This is a genomic window from Streptomyces sp. AN091965, assembly GCF_022698285.1.
Classification (GTDB): Bacteria; Actinomycetota; Actinomycetes; order Streptomycetales; family Streptomycetaceae; genus Streptomyces.
In genome coordinates this window covers 7,355,355-7,379,031 of record NZ_JALDMY010000001.1, presented here as the reverse complement: position 1 = coordinate 7,379,031, position 23,677 = coordinate 7,355,355, and the positions used below count along the sequence as shown (strand labels likewise).

Annotated in this window: 17 protein-coding genes; 3 read left to right on the top strand and 14 right to left on the bottom strand. The window is 74.0% G+C overall.

Annotation, left to right across the window (positions count from 1 at the left end):
• Positions 1-77 precede the first annotated feature (77 nt).
• The 5 genes from MQV74_RS31450 to MQV74_RS31430 all read right to left on the bottom strand — a co-directional run bounded on the left by MQV74_RS31450 (position 78) and on the right by MQV74_RS31430 (position 4,934).
• On the bottom strand, positions 78-1,391 hold the full coding sequence (locus tag MQV74_RS31450; protein ID WP_242725490.1) for a cation:proton antiporter: 1,314 nt from the start codon (positions 1,389-1,391) through the stop codon (positions 78-80).
• Between the two features lie 221 nt (positions 1,392-1,612).
• The gene (locus tag MQV74_RS31445) at positions 1,613-2,311 is read right to left on the bottom strand and encodes a thioesterase II family protein (protein ID WP_242725487.1); all 699 of its coding nucleotides are present in this window, start codon (positions 2,309-2,311) and stop codon (positions 1,613-1,615) included.
• 161 nt (positions 2,312-2,472) lie between these two features.
• A complete protein-coding gene (locus MQV74_RS31440) occupies positions 2,473-3,429 on the bottom strand; it encodes a chlorinating enzyme (protein WP_242725484.1) in 957 nt (318 codons plus the stop codon).
• 14 nt (positions 3,430-3,443) lie between these two features.
• On the bottom strand, positions 3,444-3,689 hold the full coding sequence (locus tag MQV74_RS31435; RefSeq protein ID WP_172387784.1) for an acyl carrier protein: 246 nt from the start codon (positions 3,687-3,689) through the stop codon (positions 3,444-3,446).
• A 651-nt stretch (positions 3,690-4,340) separates the two neighbouring features.
• On the bottom strand, positions 4,341-4,934 hold the full coding sequence (locus tag MQV74_RS31430) for an MBL fold metallo-hydrolase (RefSeq protein ID WP_242725481.1): 594 nt from the start codon (positions 4,932-4,934) through the stop codon (positions 4,341-4,343).
• A gap of 136 nt (positions 4,935-5,070) precedes the next feature.
• Between MQV74_RS31430 and MQV74_RS31425 the strand changes: the two genes are divergently transcribed.
• The gene (locus MQV74_RS31425; RefSeq protein ID WP_242729256.1) at positions 5,071-5,979 is read left to right on the top strand and encodes a GlxA family transcriptional regulator; all 909 of its coding nucleotides are present in this window, start codon (positions 5,071-5,073) and stop codon (positions 5,977-5,979) included.
• Positions 5,980-5,986: 7 nt separating this feature from the next.
• Here MQV74_RS31425 and MQV74_RS31420 read toward each other — a convergent pair whose 3' ends face one another.
• Positions 5,987-7,219 (bottom strand): serine hydrolase domain-containing protein, encoded by a 1,233-nt coding sequence (locus tag MQV74_RS31420; protein ID WP_242725479.1) that lies wholly within the window; start codon positions 7,217-7,219, stop codon positions 5,987-5,989.
• A 219-nt stretch (positions 7,220-7,438) separates the two neighbouring features.
• On the opposite strand from MQV74_RS31420, the gene MQV74_RS31415 reads away from it, so the two are divergent.
• Positions 7,439-9,961, top strand: coding sequence for a M14 family zinc carboxypeptidase (locus MQV74_RS31415; RefSeq protein ID WP_242725476.1), 2,523 nt, complete (start codon positions 7,439-7,441; stop codon positions 9,959-9,961).
• Here the strand turns inward: MQV74_RS31415 and MQV74_RS31410 are convergent.
• The 5 genes from MQV74_RS31410 to MQV74_RS31390 form a co-directional block, all read right to left on the bottom strand.
• Positions 9,871-11,103 carry an MFS transporter gene (locus MQV74_RS31410; RefSeq protein ID WP_242725473.1) on the bottom strand — a complete coding sequence of 411 codons (1,233 nt, stop codon included), beginning with the start codon at positions 11,101-11,103 and terminating at the stop codon, positions 9,871-9,873. The genes MQV74_RS31415 and MQV74_RS31410 overlap by 91 nt on opposite strands.
• Positions 11,100-13,622 carry a class III lanthionine synthetase LanKC gene (gene lanKC / locus MQV74_RS31405; protein WP_242725470.1) on the bottom strand — a complete coding sequence of 841 codons (2,523 nt, stop codon included), beginning with the start codon at positions 13,620-13,622 and terminating at the stop codon, positions 11,100-11,102. Before lanKC ends, MQV74_RS31410 begins: the two co-directional genes overlap by 4 nt.
• A 158-nt stretch (positions 13,623-13,780) precedes the next feature.
• A complete protein-coding gene (locus MQV74_RS31400) occupies positions 13,781-16,336 on the bottom strand; it encodes a serine/threonine protein kinase (RefSeq protein ID WP_242725467.1) in 2,556 nt (851 codons plus the stop codon).
• Positions 16,337-16,386: 50 nt separating this feature from the next.
• Positions 16,387-17,448, bottom strand: coding sequence for a radical SAM protein (locus MQV74_RS31395; protein WP_242725464.1), 1,062 nt, complete (start codon positions 17,446-17,448; stop codon positions 16,387-16,389).
• Between the two features lie 194 nt (positions 17,449-17,642).
• Positions 17,643-18,287 carry a helix-turn-helix domain-containing protein gene (locus MQV74_RS31390; RefSeq protein ID WP_242725461.1) on the bottom strand — a complete coding sequence of 215 codons (645 nt, stop codon included), beginning with the start codon at positions 18,285-18,287 and terminating at the stop codon, positions 17,643-17,645.
• Between the two features lie 497 nt (positions 18,288-18,784).
• Between MQV74_RS31390 and MQV74_RS31385 the strand changes: the two genes are divergently transcribed.
• Entirely contained in the window at positions 18,785-19,573 is a 789-nt protein-coding gene (locus MQV74_RS31385; protein ID WP_242729255.1) for a polysaccharide deacetylase family protein, read from the top strand.
• A gap of 9 nt (positions 19,574-19,582) precedes the next feature.
• Here the strand turns inward: MQV74_RS31385 and MQV74_RS31380 are convergent, their stop codons facing one another.
• From MQV74_RS31380 to MQV74_RS31370, 3 genes are all read right to left on the bottom strand, one after another.
• Entirely contained in the window at positions 19,583-20,839 is a 1,257-nt protein-coding gene (locus MQV74_RS31380; protein ID WP_242725458.1) for a cytochrome P450, read from the bottom strand.
• A gap of 82 nt (positions 20,840-20,921) precedes the next feature.
• Positions 20,922-22,076 carry an XdhC family protein gene (locus MQV74_RS31375; RefSeq protein ID WP_242725455.1) on the bottom strand — a complete coding sequence of 385 codons (1,155 nt, stop codon included), beginning with the start codon at positions 22,074-22,076 and terminating at the stop codon, positions 20,922-20,924.
• A gap of 45 nt (positions 22,077-22,121) precedes the next feature.
• The gene (locus MQV74_RS31370) at positions 22,122-23,579 is read right to left on the bottom strand and encodes an NCS2 family permease (protein ID WP_242725452.1); all 1,458 of its coding nucleotides are present in this window, start codon (positions 23,577-23,579) and stop codon (positions 22,122-22,124) included.
• Between the last annotated feature and the right edge of the window lie 98 nt (positions 23,580-23,677).

The following is a 23,677-nucleotide window of genomic DNA, read 5'->3' as shown; positions in this document are numbered from 1 at the left end:
GGCAATGCCAGGGCCCCGCCCCCGGATCTCGGGGGCGGGGCCCTGGCGTTGCCGGCGCCCTGGTGGGGCGGCGGCGGTCAGGAGGCCTGTCCGGCCAGTTCCCGTTGCCGTTCGTGCTCGGCGGTGGTGATCGGCATGCTCCGGGTGGCGTGCCGCAGGAACGGCGGGGCCATCATCGAGGTGATCACGGCGATCAGCACCACGATCGTGTACGTGGCGGTGGTCAGGACGCCGAGGTTGAGTCCGACCGTGGCGATGACGATCTCGACGACGCCGCGGGCGTTGAGGCCCGCGCCGATGGCGAGGCCCTCGCCGTGGTCGAGCCGCCCCATGCGGGCGCCGAGGTAGCCGCCCGCGAACTTGGCCAGGGTGGCGATCAGCAGGGTGACCACCGCGGCGAGGAGCACCGTGGGCCGGGTCAGCGCGCCCAGGTCCACCTGGAGCCCGGCGGTGGCGAAGTACAGCGGCGCGAGGACGGACATCACGAACGGGCGCATCGAGTCCAGCGAACGCCGGGCGGAGGTGCCGAGCGAGCTGATCATCATGCCGCACAGGAAGGCGCCCAGGATCGGCTCCATGTCCAGGGCGAGCGTGCCCGCCGAGAACAGCAGGATCATCGTGGCGATCGCGGCGGTGCTGACGTCCGACTGCGGCGAGCGGTCGGTGAACTGCAGGACCTTGCGGGCCACCGGCCGGGCCACCAGGACCGTGCAGACGAGGACCGCGACGAGATAGGCGACGGACTCCAGGACCAGGCCCGCGTGCAGGCCGCGCGTGGCCATCGCGGCGACCACCGACAGGAGCATCCAGCCGACGATGTCGCTGATCGCGGCCGCGCCGATGATGAGCTGACCGACGTTGCGGTGCAGCAGGTCCATGTCGAGCAGGGTCTTGGCGATCACCGGGAGCGCGCTGACCGCGATCGCGACGCCGACGAACAGGGCGAAGGTGCCCCGCTCGGCGCCGGGGGCCATCAGCGAGTGCGGCATGAGGAACCCGAGGCCGATGCCCAGGGCCAGGGGCAGCAGCACGCTGGCCGTGCTGACGTAGCCGATCACCTTGCGCTTGCTGCGGATCAGGCCGAAGTCGATGTGCGCGCCCGTGATGCCGACGAGCAGCAGCACGCCCAGCTGCCCCACCGCGGCGAGCAGGTGCATCTGTGCCGTGTCGTGCGGGAGCAGCCAGTCGCGCAGGTCGGGCAGGAGGTTCCCGAAGACCGAGGGGCCGAGGAGCACGCCCGCGGACAGCTCGCCGACCACGCGGGGCAGCCGGAGCCGGGTGGCCAGCCTGCCGAGGAGGACCGCGACGCCCAGCAGCAGTCCGACCTGGAGCAGGAAGACCAGCATCTGATGGTGGCTGATCGCGGGAAGAGGCGCTTGGGACAGCACCATCGTGATTCCTTTCGGATAAGGACTGAACGGCCGCCACCGCAGGGCGGCGAGGGGAGGGGCGGAACGAGCGGGCGCCAGGGGGAATCACGGAGGGACGGGCGCCCGGGGAGGGACGTGGGGGGCGGGCGCGGGGTGCGGAACGGCGGAGGACCGCCGGGCGTGGGCGAGCCTCCCGGCCGGGCGGCCTCAGCCGCGGGTCCACGGCCTCCGGCCCGGTGGCCTCAGCCCCGGGCCAGCGCCTCCAGGACGTGCTCGGCGACGGCCGCGGGGTTCGCGGCGGACAGCAGGTGTCCGCCGGAGAGGGACGCCACCTCGCAGCGCCCCCGGGTGTGCGCCGACCACGCCTCCAGGCGGGTCAGCGCGGTGTCCCCGGTACCGGCGAGGACCGTCAGGTTCCCGGCCGCGGCGCTCCCGCGGACCAGGTCGATGCACGACTGGGAGAGGAAGAGGTCCGCGCGGATCAACGGATAGGCGCTCTCGGCGAGTTCGGGGTCGCTGATCACTTCCGGGGGTATCTCGCCGCCCATCGCGCGCAGCGCGGCGACCGCGGCCTCGATGGTGTCGAGCTCCTCGGTCCTGATGCGGCCGCGCACCGACGGCGGGGAGTTGGACGCGGCGAGCAGCAGCGGGGGCCGCTCCTGCTGGAGCACGTCGGCCACGCCCAGGGCGAGGTAGGCGCCCAGGCTCTCGCCGTACAGGGCGTCGAGCGGAGCGTCGATGCGGGCGACGAGGTCCGCGACGGCCTCGGCGGCGTCGGTGAGCGGGGTCTCCTGGTAGCGGCGTCCGTGGCCGGGGAGTTCGAGGGCGTGGAAGGTGACCCGGTCACCCAGCTCGCGGCGCAGCCTGCGGAAGTAGCCCGCTCCGCAGCAGGACGGCGGTATGAAGGCGACCGCGGGTCTCGACGTACTGGGTGTGGTCACGGTGCTGCTGTCCCCCGGAGGTGGTGATGGAAGGTGCGGCGCCACCGAGGGGCCCGCGAACGGCGGCCCCGGTGGAGCGCTCAGGGTGACGACCCGCGGCCGGGCAGGCCGCGGGTCGTCGTCCCGTCACGGCACGCCGCTGATCCGCGGCGCGGCCCGGCTTACGCGGGCAGGTACTTCGTGCCGCGCAGCGTCTCCGTGGCGATCTTGTTGTGACCGAACTCGTCACGGCCGCGGGCGAGCACCGCCGACCACTTGTCCAGCGAGATGTTGCCGCCGTACTCCTCGATGTGGTCGGTGCCGGGGTAGATCTGCACCGAGGTGGGCACGTAGCGGGTCGCGAAGCCCATGCGGTAGTTCTTGCCGGTGGCGATGTTCGGCAGCGAGGCGTGCATCAGCGTGGACCAGAAGATGATGCACTGGCCCTTCTCCATCTCGAAGGCGACCGCGTCGTCCTCGTTGGGCTTCCAGTTCGGGTCCTTCTGCAGCTGCCGGTAGTCGTAACCGAAGAAGCCGCGCGGAACGCCGTCCTTGACCTCGGAGTTGATGCGCTCCTCGTTGTAGTCCATCTGCTTGGACTCGTCGTAGTTCATCTGGTGGTGCGTGCCGGGGATGACCTGGAGGCAGCCGTTCTCACGGTTCGACTCGGTGAACGCGGTCCACACGGTGAGCGTGCCGGCGCCGAACGACTCCTCGGACTCACCGGGCCACAGCAGCTGCGGCTTGCCGCTGGCGTTGGCGAAGGTGTCCGCCTGGTGCCAGTCGGTGCCCTCGTCGCCGGGGTACTTCGGGAAGAACTCCGAACGCCAGCACAGCAGGTCCGGGCCGAGGATCGAGGCGACCCGGTCGGTGATCCGCTGGTTCATGACGTGGCGCGCCAGCAGGTCGACGTCCAGGTGCCGGTCGTAGTTGAAGATGTTCGGGGCACCGACGCCCTTGTCCACCTCCGGGTACGCGGCGTGCGACCGGTCCAGCGTCTCGCGCTGGACGGTCTTCCACAGCTGGTCCATCTCCTCGGGCGTGTAGATGGTGATCGGACCGATGTAGCCGTTCTTCTCGAAGAACGCCAGTTCCTCGTCCGACAGCGAGAACTCCGTACGCACGGGGCTGCTGGTCATGTCTGGTGACTCCCTTACTTACTGGTCGGCTCGGTGGTGATCGGCTGCGCGGCGAGGAGCGCCGCGGCCAGGGTCCCGTCGTACGTCGTCTTCATGTCGAGGGAGATGCCGAACGAGTCCCCGAGGAAAACATTCAGCTTCGAGAAGGTCAGCGAGTGGCCGCCGATGTCGAGGAAGTTGTCGGAGCCGCTGATCTCCTGATCGTCCAGCTCGGCACGCAGCCACTTCAGAGCCGATTGCTCCACATCCGCTGCACTCACTGTGCTGGCTTCCTTTTCGTTTGTTGCTGAACCCTGCATGGGAGCGCCCTTCTTTTGGTCTCTCTGTGCGGTGTGAGCGGTCCTGTAACCGGCCGCGCCTCTGCGCGAGGCGCATGCCGGAAGTCCGAATGGCAGTCGAACGGCGTGCGGCAGGAACCAGGAAAGTGCCGGGGCCGACAGGGGACGGACCGCCCCACCGACCGAAGGACCCTTTACGAACGGAAATATCCGTCATCAGGTCCGCCGCTTCGAGGAACGACCACATGTATCGTCAAACGTTCTGGTTCCTTTTCCCGGCCGAGCGTAATACCACTTCCCCGCACGGCTCCAGGGCCCGGAACTCGACAGGCGCAGACCACACTCGATGAAAGCGCATTGCTGCCTCCGGATTGGAAATCGCCCGAATGGGAAAATGATGTTCACCGGCCACGGTCGTTCGTCACGTTAGACCGGGTGCGGAATCCCTACAAGCCTTTTCGAGCGATATCGCACCAGTGACAACGCGTCGTTTACGCCCGTGCGGAATGTCCTGCTGACGGGACGGACGGGAGCCCCCGGGCGGCTGCCGCGTCCGCCTGCCGCGCCCTGACGCCCCCTCACATCCCGGACCTCGCGCACCCCTCGAAGTATTGACAGCCCAACGTCACCCTGCTAGAGCGGCGTCGTCCCGTCGGGCACGAACGGGGCCCCGTGGCCCGGCACGATCAGGTCCGCCACGGCCACGACCCGGCGCCGGGAGGCGCGCAGGACGTCGCGGTCCGGGGCGACGGGGTCGTCCGCCGGGCCCGCCGCGTGCCACCACAGGTCACCGGCGAAGGCCACCACGCCGTCGGCCGTGCCCGCGAGGAGCGTGATGTCCTCGGGGCTGTGCCCCGGGGTGCGGATCAGCCGGAGCGACGGGGTGAGTTCGTGGCCCTCGGCGTCCCGGTTGCGCCACTGGTCGCCCCGGTACTCCACCTTGTGGTCGTGGACCCGGGCCCGGCGGAACAGGCCCGCGTTCATGACGTTGTCCGGGTGGTGGTGGCTGAGCACCACGTCGGTGATGTCGTCGGGGCCGAGCCCGAGCTCCGCGAGCGGCCGGAGGATGTCGTCGGTGCTCGCCACCATGCCGGGGTCGAAGACGATGTGGCGACCCGCGTCGGCGACGTAGGAGACGGTCGCGGCGACGCCGGGGCCGGTGGAGCCCACGTAGCCGGTGGTCAGGATCGTGTGCACGGCGCTGCGGCCGAGCGGTGCGTCTGTCATGCCTCCATCCTTCCGAGCAGGTCAGAGGCGTACGAGTGGCAGCTGTGCCTATGATCGCGGGATTCGTGCCACGTGGCACACTGCCCGCGTGCCGCCCTTCACCAACGTCGCCGCCTACGCCCCGCCCGGGGTCGGCATGCTCGCCGTCGGCGTCGTCGCCGAGGTCTTCGCCCCGCACGGCGCGGACCTGCCCGCCTTCGACTTCGCGCTCTGCGCCGACCGGCCGGGCCCCGTCACCACCGACGTCGGCGTGCCGGTCACCGTGGCGCACGGCCTGGACCGGCTCGCCTCCGCCGAACTCCTGATCGCCCTGCCGTCGGCGGGGTTCCGCACGCCTCCCGGGCCCGCCGTGCTCGACGCGCTGCGGCTCGCCCACGAGCGCGGCGCGCTGGTCGCGGCGCACTGCGTCGGCGCGTTCGCGCTCGCGGCGGCCGGGCTGCTCGACGGCCGCCGGGCGACCACGCACTGGCGCTTCGCCGAACTCCTCGCCCGCCGTCACCCGGACGTCAGCGTGGAGTCCGACGCCCTCTACATCGACGAGGGGCGCGTCGTCACGGGCGCGGGAGCGGCCGCGGGCTTCGACATGTGCCTGCACCTGCTGCGGCGCGAGCACGGCGCGGCGCTCGCCAACACCGTCGCCCGTGACATGGTGCTGCCCTCCCACCGCGACGGCGGGCAGGCCCAGTACCTGGCCGCGCCCGTCCCCGAGGACGCCCGGGACGAGCGGCTCGCCGACGTCCTCGCCTGGGCCCGCGCCCACCTCCACGAGCCGCTGCCCGTCGCGGAGCTGGCCCGGCGCGCCGCGATGAGCAAGCGCTCCTTCGCCCGCCGCTTCACCGCGGCGACCGGCACCACTCCGCACGCCTGGCTGCGAAACCTGCGCCTCAGCGGCGCCGAGGAACTCCTGGAGACGACGGACCTGCCCGTCGAGGAGATCGCCCGCCGCGTCGGCTACGGCAGCGCCGCCGTGCTGCGCGAACAGTTCGTACGCCGCCGGGGAGTGCCGCCCCGCTCCTACCGCCGCTCCTTCACCAACGCGCCGTAGGGTCGGCTCACTTGCGGCACAGCGCGGCGTCCACCACGGCGTCGGCCTTCGCGAAGGCGTCCCGGGTGGGCTCCCTGTTGGCGGTGACGGCGATCGTGGCGGCCCGGCCGCGGTCGGTCACGCCGGGGTAGGTGTAGGAGCCGGGGATGCTCCCGCCGTGCCCCCACATCGCTCCGCCGCAGCTCAGCGGGGTACGGCTCAGGCCGAGCCCGTACCGGACCCCCTTCACCTGGCTGAAGCCGTCGGGCACCTTGACCGTGGTGCGCATCTGGGCGAGCTGCGCGGGCTTCAGGAGCTCGCCGCCGAGCAGCGCGGAGAAGAACCGGTTGAGATCGCCCGGGGTGGAGACCAGCTGTCCCGCGGCCCAGCCCCAGGAGGGGTCGATCCTGGTGACGTCCTTCAGCGGCGCCCCGGGCCGCGCCGCGTCGTAGCCACGGGCGTGCGGGCCCCGGATGCCCTCCTCGCCGACGCCGGGGAAGTAGGTGTGGCGCAGGCCTATGCGGTCGATGACCCGCTCGGTGAGCTGCTCGGCCAGCGGGCGCCCGGTGACCTTCTCGATGAGCAGACCGGCGACGACGTAGTTGGTGTTGCTGTACGCCCAGCGGGCGCCGGGCTCGAAGTCCGCCTTGTGCTTCAGCGCGATGTCCAGCAGGTCGCGGGGCTGGTAGTAGGTGTGGCGGGCCTTGCCGAAGACGTCCTTGAGTATGTGGACGGTGTACTCGGGCAGTCCGCTGGTGTGCTGGAGGAGCTGGCGGACCTTGATGTTCCGGCCGTCGATGCCGTCGCCGCGCAACAGGTTCGGCAGATACGTCTCGACGGGGGCGTCGAGGTCGACCTTGCCCTCGCCGACCAGTTGGAGGACCACGGTCGCGGTGAACGTCTTGGTGTTGCTGCCCGCCCGCACCCGTCCGTCGACCGGCACCTTCCTCTTCGTGCGCAGGTCCGCGACCCCGGCCGTGTAGTGGTGGGCACGCCCGTCGCGGTCGGCCGTGGCGACCAGGGCGGCGGGGAAGCGGGCGTCACGCACCAGGCGCTCCACGTCCTTGCGTACAGAGTCCTTGCGTACAGAGTCCTTGTGTACGGCCTCCTTGCGTACGGCGTCACGCGGGCCCTGGGACGGCGCCCCGGACGCGGGCAGCGTGCCCACGGCGCCCAGGGCGGCGGCCAGCAGCGCCACCACCGCCACGCGCGCACGAGGCCCTGAGCGGTGGGAACGGACGGAGGCTGAACGGTCGGTCACGGTGAACTCCCTTGGGAGAAGAGGCTGGTGGGCCGGAAGCCCGGCCCGTCCATCCTGCGCGCCCAAGATCGACAAACCCATCCGGGCAGCCCCCGCCCGTTCCGTGGGAACCCGCTCCCTGCCTCTGGGAGACCGCTCCCCCGCGGTGGGACCCTGCTCCTGCCGACGGTGCCGCGCAGGGTCAGGGCCGTCGTCCTCGAACCGAAGGGGTGGGACAGCGTGGGGAGTTCGGGAAGAGCAGCCGTCGGCGCCGCCGTGCTCGCGGTCGTGGCGGCCGCCCTCGCCGTGCCGTCCGGGGGCGCCGCGCGGGCGGCGCCGCCGGACGCACTGCGGGCGGACCGGTCCGTGGCCCGTTCCTGTTTCGCGCGGCCGCTGCCGCCCGGGGCGGCGGGCGCCGACCGGCGTGAGGTGACCGCGGACGTGGCCGGGATCGTCCAGGCGCGCCTGACCCCCGGCGGGCGGCCCGCGGGCGACTGGGACCTCGCCGTGTTCGACCGGGACACGGGCAGGGTCGTCGCCGCGTCGGCGGCCCCGCGCTCCCGCGAGCTGGCCGAGGGCTTCGTCGAGCGCGGACAGCGGCTCGTGGTGCAGGGCTGCCGCTACGGCGGGCCCGCACGCGAGGTGCGGCTCGGGCTCGACTTCCTCGCCTCGCCGCCGGGGACGCCCGCGGCCGGGCGCCCGGTGCCGCCGCTGCACGGCGACCGCGCCGGGCCGCCCGCCGCGGCCCCGCCCCAGCTCGTCCGCGTCCGCACGCCCGGCCGGACCGACCGCGACCGCCTCGCCCGGCTCGGCCTCGACGTCACCGGCGGGGGCGACGCGCACGGCCTGGACGTCGTGCTCGCCGGCGCCGCCGACCGGGCCGCGCTGACCCGGACGGGCCTGACCTGGCGGGTCCTCCGGCGCGACCTCGCCCGGCAGGCGGCCGCGGACGCCCGTGCGGACCAGGCGTACGCGGCGCGCACCGCGCGGTCCCCGCTGCCCTCCGGCCGCACCGGCTACCGGCACCTGTACGACTACGAGTTCGAGATGAAGGAGCTGGACCGCGCCCACCCGCGCCTCGTCAGGGCGTTCACGCTGCCCGAGCCGACGTGGGAGGGCCGGGACGTCGTCGGCGTCGAGATCGGCGCGGACGTGCGGCACGGCGACGGCAGGCCCGTGAACCTCACCCTGGGCGTGCACCACGCCCGCGAGTGGCCGAGCGGGGAGGTCGCCCTGGAGTGGGCGTACGACCTGGTCCGCGGCCACGCCCACGACGCGTCCCTACGACGGCTCGTCGCGCGGACGCGGAGCGTCGTCGTGCCCGTCGTGAGCCCCGACGGCTTCGCCGTCTCCCGCGAGGCCGCGCCCCGGGGCGACCAGTCCCGCTTCGACTACGAGTCGAAGCGCAAGAACTGCAGCGTGCGGGACTCGCCGCCCGAGTACGCGACCGGCACGTGCGCGGCCAACCCGGCGGGGCGCGCGCGGGGCACCGACCCGAACCGCAACTACGGCGGCTTCTGGGGCGGCCCCGGCGCCGGGCTCGACTGGCACGGCGACACCTACCGCGGCCCCGCGCCCTTCAGCGAGCCCGAGGTGCGCAACGTCCGCGCCCTGGTGTCCACGCGCCAGGTCACGAACCTGACCACGCTGCACACCCCGGCCGCCCTCGTGCTGCGCCCGCCCGGCCTCGTCGGCACCCGGCCGCCGCTCGACGAGCCCGCCTACCGGAGGCTCGGCGCCGCGCTCGCCGCCCGCACCGGCTATCCGTCCCGGGCGAGCTGGGAGCTGTACGACAACACGGGCTCCACCGAGGACTGGTCGTACTGGGCGACCGGCGGCTGGGGCCTCACCGTCGAGCTGGCGGGCAGCGGCTTCCACGGCCCGTACGCCGAGGCCGTGGTCGCCGAGTACGCGGGCCTGCCCCCGGCGGCGGGCGCGGGCAGGGGCGGCAACCGCGGGGCGCTGCGCACCGTCCTCGCGCACGCCGCGGACCCGGCCACGCACGCGACGCTGACCGGCCGGGCGCCCGCGGGCCACCGCCTGACGCTGCACAAGACGTTCCGGACGCCGACCTCGCCCGTGCTCCAGCCGGACGGATCGACGAAGCCGCCGCTGTCCGTGCGGGACGACCTCACCACGCACCTCACCGCGCCCGGCGGGCGGTTCCGGTGGGCGGTGAACCCCTCGACGCGGCCGTACGTCGCCGGACGGTACGGGCGCGACCCGCAGGGGCCGCCGCAGGACGGCATCGCCGTCGCCAACCCGCCGGGCGTGCCCCCGGTCAACGAGCGCTACCCGGACGACCCGGCGGCGGAGAGCTTCACGTTCCGCGTCGCCGGGCCGCCCGCGGCGGACAACGGCAGGATGACCGTCGGCGTGTCCTGGACGTCGCCGCGCACGCACTGGGACCTGTATCTGTACGACGCCTCCGGCAGGCCCGTCGCCTCGGACACCAGCGGCGAGACGTCCGCCCGTGCCGTCCTCCTCGACCCGCCGCCCGGTGAGTACCGCGCGGTCCTCGTCAACTACGCGCAGGCCGACCCGGGCGCCGTCGACGACTGGAGCGGGCGCGTCGACTTCGCCGCGCCGCTCCCGGCCACGTACGGCGAGAAGGAGGCGTACCAGCTCACCTGTGCGACGCCGCGGGGGCGAATCGTCGGGCTCACCGAGGTCTACGCCGAGCGGGGCGAAAGAGTCGACGTCGGGGACGTCTGCGACGTGACGGCGGTGAGGAGCAGGAGCAGCGCGCCGAAGGTCAGATAGGACACCTCGTCCGGGAACCGTTCGAGGAGCAGGCCCGCGAGCGCGGAGCCGAGCGGCGGCGCCGCGAGCAGGAGCAGCGCGACGCCGCTGTGCACCCGTCCCTGGAGCGTGTCGGGGGTGCGGACGACCTGCGCGTACGTCATGACCGAACCGGAGAGCGAGACGGCCGCCGCGCAGGCGGCGAGCAGCGGGGCGAGGGCGGCGGGAGCGGCGCTCACCGCCATCAGCGGCACCACGAGGGAGCACACCGCGCCGCACGCGAGGAGCACGGTCCGGTACGGCACCCGGTCGACGAGGCGCGGCGCGAGCAGCGCCCCGACGAGCGCCCCGGCGGCCCAGAAGTCGTACAGCAGGCCGATGGTGAAGCTGGACGTGCCGTGCCGCCCGCTGACCACGACGACGGTGAGGGCGACGCCGTCGACGGCGAAGTTCTGCGCGGAGGCGATCAGGGTGAGCCGGCGCAGGACCCGGTCGCGCCACAGGAAGCGGACGCCTTCGCGAAACGCCCGCCACCAGCGCGGCCCGGCCCGTTCCACGGCGTCGAGCGGGGTGCGCAGGGCGTGCACGGTGGCTGCGGAGACCAGGAAGGAGAGCGCGTTGAGCCAGTACGGCAGGCTCGGGTCGAGGGCGAAGAGGGCGCCGCCCGCGAGCGGTCCGAGCAGCCCGGCGAGCTGGCCGCGGACGCGGTTGAGGGTGAGCGCGGCGGCGAGTCTGCTCTCCGGGACGACCTTCTGCACGGAGGCGAGCCCGGCCGTGCTGAACGGCGCGGTGAGCAGGCCGAGCAGCACCCCGGCGCCCAGGAGCACCGGCAGCGGGGCGCGGCCGAGGGCGATGGCGGCGGCGAAGGCGGCGCTGACGGCGACGCGGCCGTACTCGCACCACAGCATGACCGCGCGCCGGTCGAAGCGGTCGGTGAGGGGGCCCGCCGCCAGGCACGCCACGGCGACGGCGCCGGTCCACACCGCCTCGACCAGGCCGACCCGCAGCGGTGAGCCGGTCTCGGCGAGGACGAGCAGCGGCAGGGTCAGGGCGGCGGCGCCGGAGCCGAGGACGGACAGGCCCTGCCCCCACAGCAGCAGCTGGAAGTCGCGGTTGCGCAGCAGCCGGTGGGGCGCGGCGGGCGGGCTCTCGGCGGCGGTCACGGGCAGCGGGCGGCCGGGGCCAGGAACGGCAGGGCGTCCGGCACCGCACCGGTGCGCGCGGCGTGCACGGCGAGCAGCACGCCCGCCGTGCCGGTGGCGAGGTCCATGGACAGGCGCAGCCGGCCGTCGAGGGCGAAGGCGGGGCGGCCCCGGAAGCGCACCGCGTGCAGGGCGAGCGCGTCGAGGTGCGCCTCGGTGGGCGCGCCCAGGTGGGCGCAGGCGTGCAGGACGCCCGCCTGGCCGGTCAACAGGCCGCTGTCCAGCAGGAGTTCGGTGTCCAGGCCGTCGCGGATCCGGTCGCGGACCCCGGCCAGGTGGGGGTCGTGGCGGACACGCAGATACGCGTCGAGGGCGAGGCCGATGCCCGCGCTGCCGCGTTCGAGGCCGGTCACCCAGTGCGGGCCGCTCCTGAGCTGGAGGCGGGGCCCGCGCGGCACGCCGAGGCGGCCGGCGTCGCGCGCGAGGGCCGTCTCGGCGTGCCGCAGCCAGGAGGCGTCGCCCGTGGCCTCGTACAGGCGCGTGAAGAGCAGGGCGGGGCCCGACCAGCCGTGCATCAGGCCGGTCGCGCCGGGGTCGGCGCCGAGGCGGTGGACCAGCTCCCGGCCGACCGCCGTGGCTCCCCCGGCCGACCGCGTCCTGCCGCCGAGGGCGGGTGCGTCCGCGCCGAAGCGCAGCAGGGTGAGCCCGATGCCCGCGAGCCCGCCGAAGAGGCCGGGGCCGCACCGGTGCGGCTCGACGTCCTTCAGCCCTTCGAGGGCGGCCAGCGCCTCGTCGCGCAGGCCGAGTTCGTCGAGGACGCAGGCGACACCCGCCACGCCGTCGTACAGGCCGGGGCGCGGCCACCGGGCGCGGCGGGCGGCAGCGACCAGCCAGTCGGTGTGCTCCGCGAAGGCCGGGTGGTCGTCACGGCCGGTGACGCGCAGCGCGTGCAGCACCCCGGCGGCCCCGAACGCGAGCGCGGCGCCCTGGTGCTCCAACTGCCGTATGTCGCCCGGGAAGAGCCGGTCCTCGCGGTAGGGCGTCGCGCTGTCGACGATCGCGTCGCGCATCCCGTCCAGGAGGGCGTCCCAGTCCTGCAGGGCCTGCGGCCAGGCCGGGCGTGGCGCGTCCTCCTGCGCCGGGGGCGCGAGCGCGCGGCGCAGCGAGGGGCCGAAGTCGGCGGGCACCGGGAAGCGGCGCTCGGCCGCCGCGACGAGCTGCGCGTGCTTGGCGGGCTCCCCGGGCGCGAACCGCAGCAGTTCGGTGAGCGGCAGGTACAGCGCGAGCCGGACGCAGGCGAGGGCGTGGTCGTCGACGGCGAACCCGGAGCGCGCCCAAGGGGCGCTGAACCCCTCGGTGGCCAGGGCCGGGCGCGCGGCGTCGCCGATGTGCCGGGCCGCCTCGAAGTCGACGAGGCAGACGGAGCCGTCGGGGCGGACCATGATGTTGCCGGGCTTCAGGTCGCCGAAGACGATGCCGCGCGCGTGCAGCGCGGCCAGGGCCCGTTCGACGCGCGTGTACGTGATGTCGGCCCAGGCGGCGTAGGCGGCGATCTCGTCCTCGGTGGGGGCGGGCCGCAGCAGCGGGTGGCGGCGGCCGATCGCCTCGTGCAGGGGCTCGCCCTCGATGAACTCCTGCACCAGGAAGTGGTGTTCCCAGTGGCGGACGCGGCCGTACGTCTTCGGGGCGCAGGGCAGGTCGTCGAGGCGCTCCAGCATGGCGTGCTCACGGGCCAGGCGGGTCACCGCGTCGGTGCCGTCCAGGTCGAGCCCGGCGTGCGGGCGGGCCTCGCGCAGGACCACCGTGCGGCCCGTCGCCGGCTCCACGGCGCGGTAGACGCCGCCGCCGTTGCTGAACAGGAGCACCTTCTTGACGCGGTAGGGGAAGGCCCCGGTGCGCTCGGCCCGCGCGGCGTCGATCTGCGCCTGGACGAACGCGGGGACCTCCGCCCACGGGGGCACCTTGAACGAGGCGCCGCGCGTGTCCGGCACGAGTTCGCCGTCGGGCCGGGCCACGGCCGCCACGTACGCGCCCTCGGGCGAGAAGCAGTAGCGCTCCTCGAAGCCGCCGTAGCGCAGGTGGAGCGGGCCGGGGCCCCAGCGCAGGTCGTTGAGGACGTAGGGGCCCTCGACGCCGTGCAGGAGCGCCGAGAGCTCCTTGAGGGCGAGTTCGAGGACAGCGTCGGCGGCGGGGTAGAGGGTGACGAGCTTGCCGCCGGCGGAGCGGGCGGCGGGCTTGCCGTTGACCTGCTTCAGGATCGCGGTGCCGCGCAGGAACTTGAAGGCGATGCCGTGGGCGAGGCAGTAGTCGGCGACCGTGTCGACGACGCGCTCGGCCTCCGCGAGGGTCGCCGACGCGTGCACCTTCCAGCCCTGCCGGGGCAGCCGCGTGCCGACGGCCTGGAGGTTGACCCAGGGGCCCTGCTCGGCGCGCTCCCAGCCGTCCGGCGCGGGGGCGCGGGTGCGGGCGAACCACGTCGCCTCGTCGTCGAAGTGTTCGAGGCCGTCGGCGAACAGCGGGGCGGCGCCGGGGTGGCTCATGGCTCGGGTCCTTCCGTGCGGGGCCGGAGTCGAGCGGCCGCGGCCAGGGCGTCACCGCCGGCCGCTCGACCCTTCAGGAGCGCCGTGACGCTCAGAGGAACGCGAAACCGCTCTGGCTGCTGCCGGAGTTGCAGGGCCACAGCGACAGGGTCTCCTCCTCAAGCTCCTGGAGTTCGAGGATGTCGGTCATGGTGTTCACCTCCTCTCGTACGTCCGGTCGTGCGGGCCGGCCACGGCTGGAGGTGCGGCAGGGCAAGGGCCCCTTCGAAGGCCGCGGCCAGGGCGAGCAGGACACCGGCGGAGCCGGTGGCCAAGTCCATGGAGAGCCGGGGCATCCGCAGCCCCGGGAAGGCGAGCGCGCCCTGCCAGGTGCGGGCGTGCCAGGAGAGCAGGCGGATCTGGGTCTCCAGGGAGGTCCGGTGCGCCGCGGCGCCGTCGTGCGCCGGGGCCCCGTGGTGGGCCGCCGCGAGCGTGGCGATCGCGCCCGCCCGGCCCCTGAGCAGCCCGGGGAACCGCACGTAGACGGTGCCGCAGGTGCGGTGGACGCCGTCGAGGAGGGCCGCCCGGGTGGCGTCGGGGCGGTGGCGCAGCAGATACGGGAGCACGGCCGCGAGGCCCCAGCTGCCGCCGTGCAGATAGGGCAGCATCGTGGTGGCGTGCCGCAGCTGGACGCCGCCGTCGGGCGCGGTCACGCACCGGGCGAGGTCGTGCGCCAGGTGCCGCTCGGCCAGGTCGAGGTGGCGCGCGTCGCCGGAGCGCTCGTGCAGGCGGCAGAAGAGCGCGGCGACGCCGGTCGGGCCGTGCAGCAGGCCGACGGGCTCGTAGCGGTCGGGCCGGGCGCCGGGCCGCGGCGCGGGCGTCTCGGCGGCGAGCGTCCCCGCGAGGCGCAGGGCCTCGTCCTCGAAGCGCCGCTCGCCGGTGACGGCGGCGAAGTGCAGCAGGTTCAGGGCGGCGCCCGCGCGCCCGCCGTACAGGTCGGGCCCTGGCGGGGTCACGCACCGGTCGAGCACGGCGAGCGCCTCGTCGCGGTGGCCGAGCAGGTCCAGGGTGTACGCCACGCCGTGCAGCCCGTCGTACAGGCCGGGCGGCGGGTCGGTGACGGCGCGCGCGGCGTCGGTCAGCCAGCGCGCGAAGCGGTCGGGGACCTCGGCGCCCGCCCGGTGCAGGGCGTAGAGCACCCCGGCCGCGCCGTACCCGAACGCGGCGCCGCCGAGCGCCCGGGGCCCGGTGGGCGTGCCCGGGAAGAGCCGGTCGGCGCGCTCGGGCGTGGCCGAGCGGTGGATGCCGCGGACCAGCGCGTCCCGGACGCGGGGCCAGTCGAGCGGTTCGGCGGTGAACAACTCGCCCGCCGTGTCGGGCCGTTCGGGTCGCCCCTGGGGCAGGAGTCCGGCGAGGATCCGCTCGCCCTGGCCGGGCGGCAGCGGGTAGTGCCGGGCCAGGGCGGCCACGACGGTGGGGACCTTGACGGGGTCGTCGAGGGCGACGGGCAGCAGCAGCGCCACGCGCACGCGGTTCAGCAGATACGCGTGCGCCTGTACGGCGGTGAGTCCCGGGGGCACGGTGTAGCCGGGGTCGCCGTGTGCGGGCGGCCGGTCGTCGTCGAGGGCGGTGGCGGAGGTGAGGTCGACCAGGACGACCTCGCCGCTCGGGCGCAGGACGACGTTGTGGGGCTTCAGCTCGCCCAGGCGCAGGCCCCGTTCGCGGAGGGCGTCGAGGGCGCGGGCCAGGTGCTCCAGGACGCCGTGGGCCCAGCGGGCGTAGTCGGGCGCCTCGCGGCGCGCGTACTCCTCCACTCCCAGGGGTAGTTGGAGGCTCTCGGCGAACAGGTTGGTGCCCTCGATGTACTCCCGTTCGAGGAAGTGGTGCCCCTGGGCGGTGCGGTAGCCCCCCGGCACCGGGACGCAGTCGAGGCCCGCGAGGTGTTCCAGGTTCTCGTGTTCGCGGGCGAGCCGGGTGACGGCGTCGGCTCCGTCGCGGTCGAGGCCCGCGCCGGGGCGGGCCTCCTTGAGGACGACGGTGCGACCCTCGCCGGGACCGGTGCGGGCGAGGTAGGTGCCGCCGCCGCAGCCGAGCCGCAGGGCGCTGCGCACCCGGTACGGGAAGTCGTCGGCGGGCGCGGCGTGCTTGGCGGCGAGGTCGTCGGCGAGGATCCGGGGCAGCGGCCGGTCCTGGGGCGGCGCGAAGACGGCGGTGCCGGGCCGCCCCGGCCCTTCGTACGCGGCGTGGCGCACGTGCAGCGGCCCGTCGCGGTGGGTGAGGGAGCCGAGCACGCGGGGCCCGGTCAGGCCGTGCAGCAGGACGGCGAGGTCGGTGAGCGTGCCGGTGAGGACGGCGTCGTCGACGGCGTAGAGGGTGATGAGCCTGCCGCAGCCGAAGCGGTCGGCGCTGTCGCCGTTGACCTCGCGGGCCGTGGTGGTGCCGCGTACGAAGTCGAAGGGGACGCCGCGCTCCACGCAGTGGCCCCAGACGATCTCGACGGCCTTCTCCAGGGCCGCGAGGCCGACGGAGACGTGGACGAGCCAGCCCTCGGCGGGCAGCGCCAGATCGGCGGGCCGCAGCTGGATCCACCAGTCCGACGTGGTCCGCCGCCAGCCGGGCGGCGCGTCGAGGCGGGCGGCCGCGAACCGGTCGGCGTCGTCGGCGAGCAGCTCGGGGCGTTCGAAGAAGTCGGGGTCGGCGAGCGAGAAGCGGTGGAAGTCCTCCGGCGTCATCATCGGCGGCGGCGGTGGGGCCGCGGGCACAGGCGGGGCGGGCGCCTCGGCCATCACGAGGGCCTGGCGGTGAGGGCGACCGGCACCGGCGCCTTGCGCTTCTCCAGGCGCTCGCGGTCCGCGTCCGCGGCGAACCGGTCGTTGAGCAGCCGGACCGCGCGGGCCCACTCGCGCACGGTCCGCACCGGCTCCAGGACCCCGAGGACGTCCGGGTCGGCCCAGCGCTCCTTGGCGCGGGCCCAGATGGCGTGCGGGTCGTCGTGCAGGAGGTTGCCGACGGAGCCCTCGTACACGGGCATCCAGCGGACCTCGCCGTCGGGCTCGACCTGCATCACGTGGGAGCCGTCGCGCGGCAGGCGCGGGTCGGGCGGCATGACGAGGCCGAGGTTGTCGGTGGTGAAGACGCGGATGTCCGGGCCCGCGATGTCCTGGAGGCGCTGCCGGAATTCCGCGGAAACCAGGTGTTCCATCTGCTCGTCGAACAGCAGTTCCGTCTCGCCGAATTCCACTCCGCTGCCGAGTCCGGCGGGCGCGGCGGCATTGAAGGTGATGCTGCCCAGGCGCGGGAAGCGCTGTGCCATGAGGCGTACGAAATCCTCCAGCTCGTCTATGTTGCTGCGCAGGACCACGTATTCGGAGGTGAAATTCAGCGGTCCGAGGCCCGCGGCGGCGCGGCGCGCGGCCGCCGCGTCGAGGTGGCCGAGCGCGGTCAGGGCGCGGTCGAAGGATCCGGCCCGCCCGCGCACCCGGTCGTGGGTCGCCCCGCGGGCTCCGTCGACGCTGACCGTGATCTGGCTGAACACCTCGGCGAGCCGGTCGGGCAGGCCCTCGTCGAACAGCCAGCCGCTGGTGTACAGGCAGGTGGAGACCGACGCGGCGGTGAGCTTCCCGGCGATGTCCAGGAGGTTCTTGATGAGCAGCGGCTCGCCGCCGGCGAGGGACACCACGCGGGGCTTCAGGGCGAGGAACGCGTCGGCGACGCGCAGGCCGTCCGCGGCCGAACGCAGGTGCCGCGCGGGCCGTCGGCCGGATTCGGAATAGCAGTGGACACAGCGCAGCGGACACGCGTACGTGATGTCCCAGATGATGATCTCCGGGCCTTCGGCACCGTCCATGGATTCCCCCAGATTCGTTCCGCAGGCGTTCGTCCGGCGTCCGGCGGCGGCCCGCCCGTGCGGCCTCCCCCGAATGCGGCCGGCAATTCCCCGACCACCGGGTGACCTCACCATGACGAATGCGGCGGGGGCCGCGCTACGGGAGTTCCACTCACCGGAACACCCGCGCGGCCCCCGCTGACGGGAGCGGGAATTCAGTACAGGAGCATGGCCGAGCGGGCCGCCGCCTCGCGCGGCGGCATCCGGGCCAGCCTGCTCTCGATGGCCGCGGACGCGGCGGCCGTCTCGGCCGCGACCTGGGCGAGCTGCTGGCGCGCGGGCACCACGGCGGCGAGGGCCGCGACGGTGCGCCCGTCCGGCGCCCGCACGGGCACGGCGACGCAGGACACGCCCTCCTGGACCTGCTCGCGGTCCAGGAACGGGCCGCGCGGTCCGTCGGTGAAGACCCGCCCCGCGGCCGTGTCCAGCGGGAAGCTCATGCCGTTGCGCACCGGCACCAGGCCCTCGACCCGGCCGGGCACCGAGGCCACCGTCAGGGCGAGCTCGTCGCGCAGCACGGTGAGCACGACGCTGGCGCCGGTGGTGGCGCGCAGCCGGTGCAGCGGGATGCGGGACGCGGCGCGCAGCCCCGGGTAGGGCTGCCAGGCCTGGCCGAGCCGGAAGAGCTGCGGCCCGACGGCGTAGCGGTTGCCTCTGCGCTCCACGGCGCCGAGCAGGCCGAGCTGGTCGAGGAGGCGGTGCGCGCTGCCCTTGGGCAGGGCGCAGGCGAGGGCGAGTTCGGTGAGTCCGGCCTCGCCGCCGCGGCGACGCAACGCGTCGAGCAGGGCGAAGGCTCCCACGAGCACCCCCCTGCCCTGCTGAAGGGATGCTCCTTGATCATTCGGTGGCGCGGCCTCCCCGTCGGGCCCGCGTTCCTTGCGCCGTTCCTGCCGGAGCTCCTGGCGGGGCGCTCCCCGTTTCGACGTGCCCCGCCCGCGTGCGGGCATGGCTGATGACAGTCCTGTCCCTGGCATGGTCGTTCCCCCGTTTCGCACACCCGTGGCCCCCTGGCGAGGACGCGGGCAACTGGCCATGCTGCGGTGCGACGCGGCCGTCCCGCCAGATGAGATTGCGCCGACTACCGGCCATCCACAGCAGGCCCGGACGCCCCTGTCGTCCCACCCTTCGCAGGCGCGACCGGGCGCGGGGCGGTGGCGCGTCCCCACGGCGCGGGGTGCGTACGGTGGGCGCGCGGTGCGAACGTCCCGCTCATCGGGCTCCCGAGGCGCTATGAACGGGACGTATACACGGCATGTATAGTGCGCGCATGCGTCCGATAGTTATGCCGACCAGCAAGATGACGAAGACAGGGAAGAAGTTGCTTCCGCGCACCAGGTTCGGCGGTGCCGCGCTCGCCGCCGGCGTGGCCGCCGTCCTCGCCCTCACCGGTTGCACCAAGCTCGACACCGTCTCCCCCAGCTCCGTCCGCAAGGGCGCTGCGGACGCGAAGGGCAAAGACCGGGCCGCGTTCGGCACCGTGGACTGCCGCAAGGCCAAGTGCATCGCGCTGACCTTCGACGCGGGCCCCAGCGAGAACACCCCGCGGCTGCTGAAGATCCTCAAGAAGGAGAAGGTGCCCGCGACCTTCTTCACGCTCGGCAAGAACCACATCGAGAAGTACCCCGAGCTGGTCAAGCAGATGGACGCCGAGGGCCACGAGGTCGCGAGCCACACCTGGTCGCACAAGATCCTCACCAAGATCAAGCCCGCGGAGGCGCGGGCCGAGCTGGAGCGCCCGAACAAGGCGATCGAGAAGCTCATCGGCAAGAAGCCGACGCTGATGCGGCCCCCGCAGGGCCGGACGAACGACACCGTCAACAAGCTCTCCCGCGAGCTCGGCCTGGCCGAGATCCTCTGGACGGTGACGGCGAAGGACTACACGACCGAGGACTCCGCGCTGATCGAGAAGCGGGTGCTCGAACAGGCCGGCCGCGACGGCATCATCCTGCTGCACGACATCTACAAGGGCACGGTGCCCGCGGTGCCCGGCATCATCGCCGAGCTGAAGAAGCGCGGCTACGTCTTCGTCACCGTGCCCCAGCTCCTCGCGCCGGGCAAGGCGGAGCCGGGCAAGGTCTACCGCTGACGGTCCCCCTCACCAGGTGAGGTGCAGGGCCTCCGGGGCGCGGTGGATGAGCGAGGGCCGCATCGTGACCCCGGGCCCGTCGGCGGCGATCCTCAACGACGGGAAGCGACGCGTGAACAGCTCCAGGGTCAGCCGCACCTGCTCACGGGCGAGCTGGGCCCCGGGGCAGGCGTGGGCGCCCAGGCCGAAGGCCACGTGCCGGGCGGCGGCGGGCCGGGTGATGTCGAAGACGTCGGGGAGCGGATAGCGCGCGTCGTCGCGCCCGGCCGCGCCGAACGCGACCAGGAGCTCGGCGCCCGCGGACAGCTCGGTGCCCGCGAGCGTCGCGGGCCGCGTGGTGACGCGCCGGAACGCCTGGAGCGCGGTGTCGAAGCGGGCCGTCTCCTCGATCGCGGCCGGGATCATCCGCTCCGGCTGCTCGCACACCATCCGCCACTGGTCGGGGTTGCTCAGCAGGTGCAGGAACACCGTGCCGATCAGGGCGGTCGTGGTCAGGTGCCCGGCGAGCAGGAAGTTGTTCAGATGGGCGACGAGCTCGGTGCGCTGGGCGAGCGTGAGCAGCCCCGGCTCGCCCTCCTCCGCGTCGTCGGCCGTGACCAGCGAGGTGACGAGCTCGCTGCACAGGTCGTCGCGCGGCGCGGCGTACCGGTCGCGCACATAGCCGTCGAGGAGCCGCTTCAGCGCGACCATGTCGTGCGCCGCCGCCAGCTGCTCCTCCTCGCTGAGGGGCCGGAACAGCAGGGCCTCGGTGCGGTGCCCGGCCCGCACCACGAGCGGCACGTCGGCCGGGTCGAAGCCGAGCACGTGCCCGACCACCTGGCCCGGCAGGCGCATGGCGTACGCCTCCATCAGCTCCACGCGGCCCCGGTCCGCGAACGCGTCCACGAGGGCCTCGGCGCGCTCGGCCACGAAGGGCAGCGCGGCGGCCACCCGGGCCGGGCCGAGACCGCGCACGATCGGCGCGCGCAGCCGCTGGTGGGCGAGGCCGTCCGAGGTGACCACCACCCCGCCGCGAGGGCTGAGGCCGTCGCCGTCGGCGAGGACCGCGAGCGCCGCCGGGGAGGGCCTGACGCCCCCGCGGACCGCGTTCGCCGACGAGAACACGTCGGGCCGCCGCAGCACCTCCCGCACGTCCGCGTCCCGCGCCACCAGCCAGGCGCCGAACTCGGGCACGTACGTGAGCCCCTTCGCACCCCGGGCGCGCGCGTACAGCGGATACGGATCGCGCGTCAACTCATCTGCTCGGGCGTGCTGTTGGGGATCCATGCCTCCATGGTGACGCCCCGCACCGGCCTTCGAAACCCACCGGAGCGGCACGGGCGCGACGAAGGGCGCGCGGGGCCGTGGCTCACGCCACCGAGGTGATGCTGCGGGGCGACGGAGCGTCGTGGTGGATGGGGGTGTGGGCGCCCGTCAGGGAGCGGCCGCCGCCGCCCCTGCGGTTCGCCACGACCTCCGCCGCGATGGAGAGCGCGGTCTCCTCGGGCGTACGCGCGCCGAGGTCGAGGCCGATCGGGGAGCGGAGCCGGGCCAGCTCCAGGTCCGTGACGCCGACCTCGCGCAGGCGCGCCGCGCGGTCCAGGTGGGTGCGGCGCGAGCCCATCGCGCCGACGTACGCGACCGGCAGGCGCAGCGCGAGACGGAGCAGCGGCACGTCGAACTTGGCGTCGTGGGTGAGGACGCACAGCACGGTGCGGCCGTCGACCTCGGTGTCCGCCAGGTACTGGTGCGGCCAGCGCACCACGATCTCGTCGGCCTCGGGGAAGCGGACGCGGGTCGCGAAGACGGGCCGCGCGTCGCACACGGTCACGTGGTAGCCGAGGAACTTGCCGACCCGTACGAGCGCCGAGGCGAAGTCGATCGCACCGAAGACGATCATCCGGGGCGGCGGCACGGACGACTCGACCAGGACGGTGAGCGACTGCCCGCAGCGGGAGCCGTCGGCGCCGATCTCCACGGTGCCCGTGCGGCCCGCGTCGAGCAGGGCGCGGGCCTCCCCCGCCACCGTCCGGTCGAGCTCGGGGTGGCCCCCGAGTCCGCCCTCGTGGGCCCCGGCCGCCGCGTCGCCGCGCACCAGCAGCGCGCGGCCGAGCAGTTCCTCGGGGCCTGCCGTGATCCGCGCCAGCGCCGCCGCCCCGCCCCGGGCGGCGGCCGCGAGCGCGGCGGCGAACACCGGCCGCGCGGGCGCGTCCGCGCGGACCGGCGTGATCAGGATGTCGATGACGCCGCCGCAGGTCAGGCCCACGGCGAAGGCGTCGTCGTCGCTGTAGCCGAAGCGTTCGACGAGCGTCTCGCCGTCCTCAAGGGCCTGCTGGCACAGCTCGTAGACGGCGCCCTCGACGCAGCCGCCGGAGACCGAGCCGATCGCCGTGCCGTCACGGTCGACGGCGAGCGCGGCGCCGGGCTGCCGGGGCGCGCTGCCACCGGTCGCCACCACGGTGGCCACCGCGAAGTCACGCCCCTGCTCGACCCACCGGTGCAGCTCTTCGGCGATGTCCAGCATGTCGGTCTCCTCGGGGGTTCGGATGCGTCGAGCGGGTGCGCGTGCCTAATGGACGCCCAGCCAGCTCTCTATCGGGTTGAGGGCGAAGTACACGAGGAAGACCACGGTCAGGCCCCACATGAAGGCCCCGATCTCCCGTGCCTTGCCCTGGGCGGCCTTGATGGCGACCCAGCTGATGACGCCCGCCGCCACACCGGTGGTGATGGTGTAGGTGAAGGGCATCAGGACCACGGTCAGGAAGACCGGGATCGCGGTGGCTCGGTCGGCCCAGTCGACGTGCCGGGCGTTCATCATCATCATCGCTCCGATGACGACGAGCGCGGCGGACGCGACCTCCTGCGGGACGATCGCGGTCACCGGCGTGAAGAACAGGCACGCGGCGAAGAACAGGCCGGTGACGACCGAGGCCAGGCCCGTACGGGCGCCCTCTCCCACGCCCGTCGCGGACTCCACGAAGACGGTCTGGCCGGAGCCGCCCGCGACGCCGCCGATCGCGCCGCCCGCGCCGTCGATGAACAGGGCCTTGGACAGGCCGGGCATGCGGCCCTTGTCGTCGGCGAGGTTGGCCTCGGTGCCGACGCCGATGATCGTGGCCATGGCGTCGAAGAAGCCCGCGAGGACCAGGGTGAAGACGATCATGCCGACCGTCATCGCGCCGACCTCGCCCCAGCCGCCGAACTCGACGTCTCCGAAGAGCCCGAAGTCGGGTGTGGAGACGGCGCTGCCGTGCAGCTCGGGGGCGCCGTTCGCCCACTGCTCGGGGTCGATGACGTCCATCGCGTTCAGGGCCACGGCGACGACCGTGCCGGTCACGATGCCGATGAGGATCGCGCCGGGCGTCTCCCGGGCCTGGAGCATGAAGATCAGCAGCAGCGTGCCCGCGAAGAGCAGGACGGGCCACCCGGCCAGCTCACCGGTGGGACCGAGGGTGAGCGGGGTCGCCTTGCCCTGGTGGACGAAGCCGCCCTTGACCAGGCCGATGATGGCGATGAACAGGCCGATGCCCATGGTGATGCCGTGTTTGAGCGCGAGCGGGATCGCATTCATGATCATCTCGCGCAGCCCGGTGACCACCAGAAGCATGATCACCACGCCGTACATCACGCACATGCCCATGGCCTGCGGCCAGGTCATCTCGGGCGCCACCTGCGAGGCGATCACCCCGGACACCGAGAGTCCGGCCGCCAGGGCGAGCGGCACCTTGCCGACGAAGCCCATGAGCAGGGTGGTGACGGCCGCGGCGAAGGCGGTCGCGGTGATGAGGGCCTTCTGCCCCATCGTGTCGCCCGCGGCGTCCTTGCCGGACAGGATCAGGGGGTTGAGCAGGACGATGTAGGCCATCGCCATGAAGGTCGTGATGCCGCCGCGCACCTCACGCGCGACCGTCGATCCCCGGTGGGATATGTGGAAGTACCGGTCGAGCCAGGACCGTCCGGCGGGGACGCGCGAGCCGCGGCCCGCGTCCTCCGCGGTGGTCCTGGGCTCCATGGACTGCTGGGTCATGGTGCCTGACTCCCAAGGTTCAAAGGGGCACCCGCGTCGGGCGGCGGGATTTGGGATGGTGTGTTGGCTGCACGACCCGGGGGACGGCCCGAGGCGAA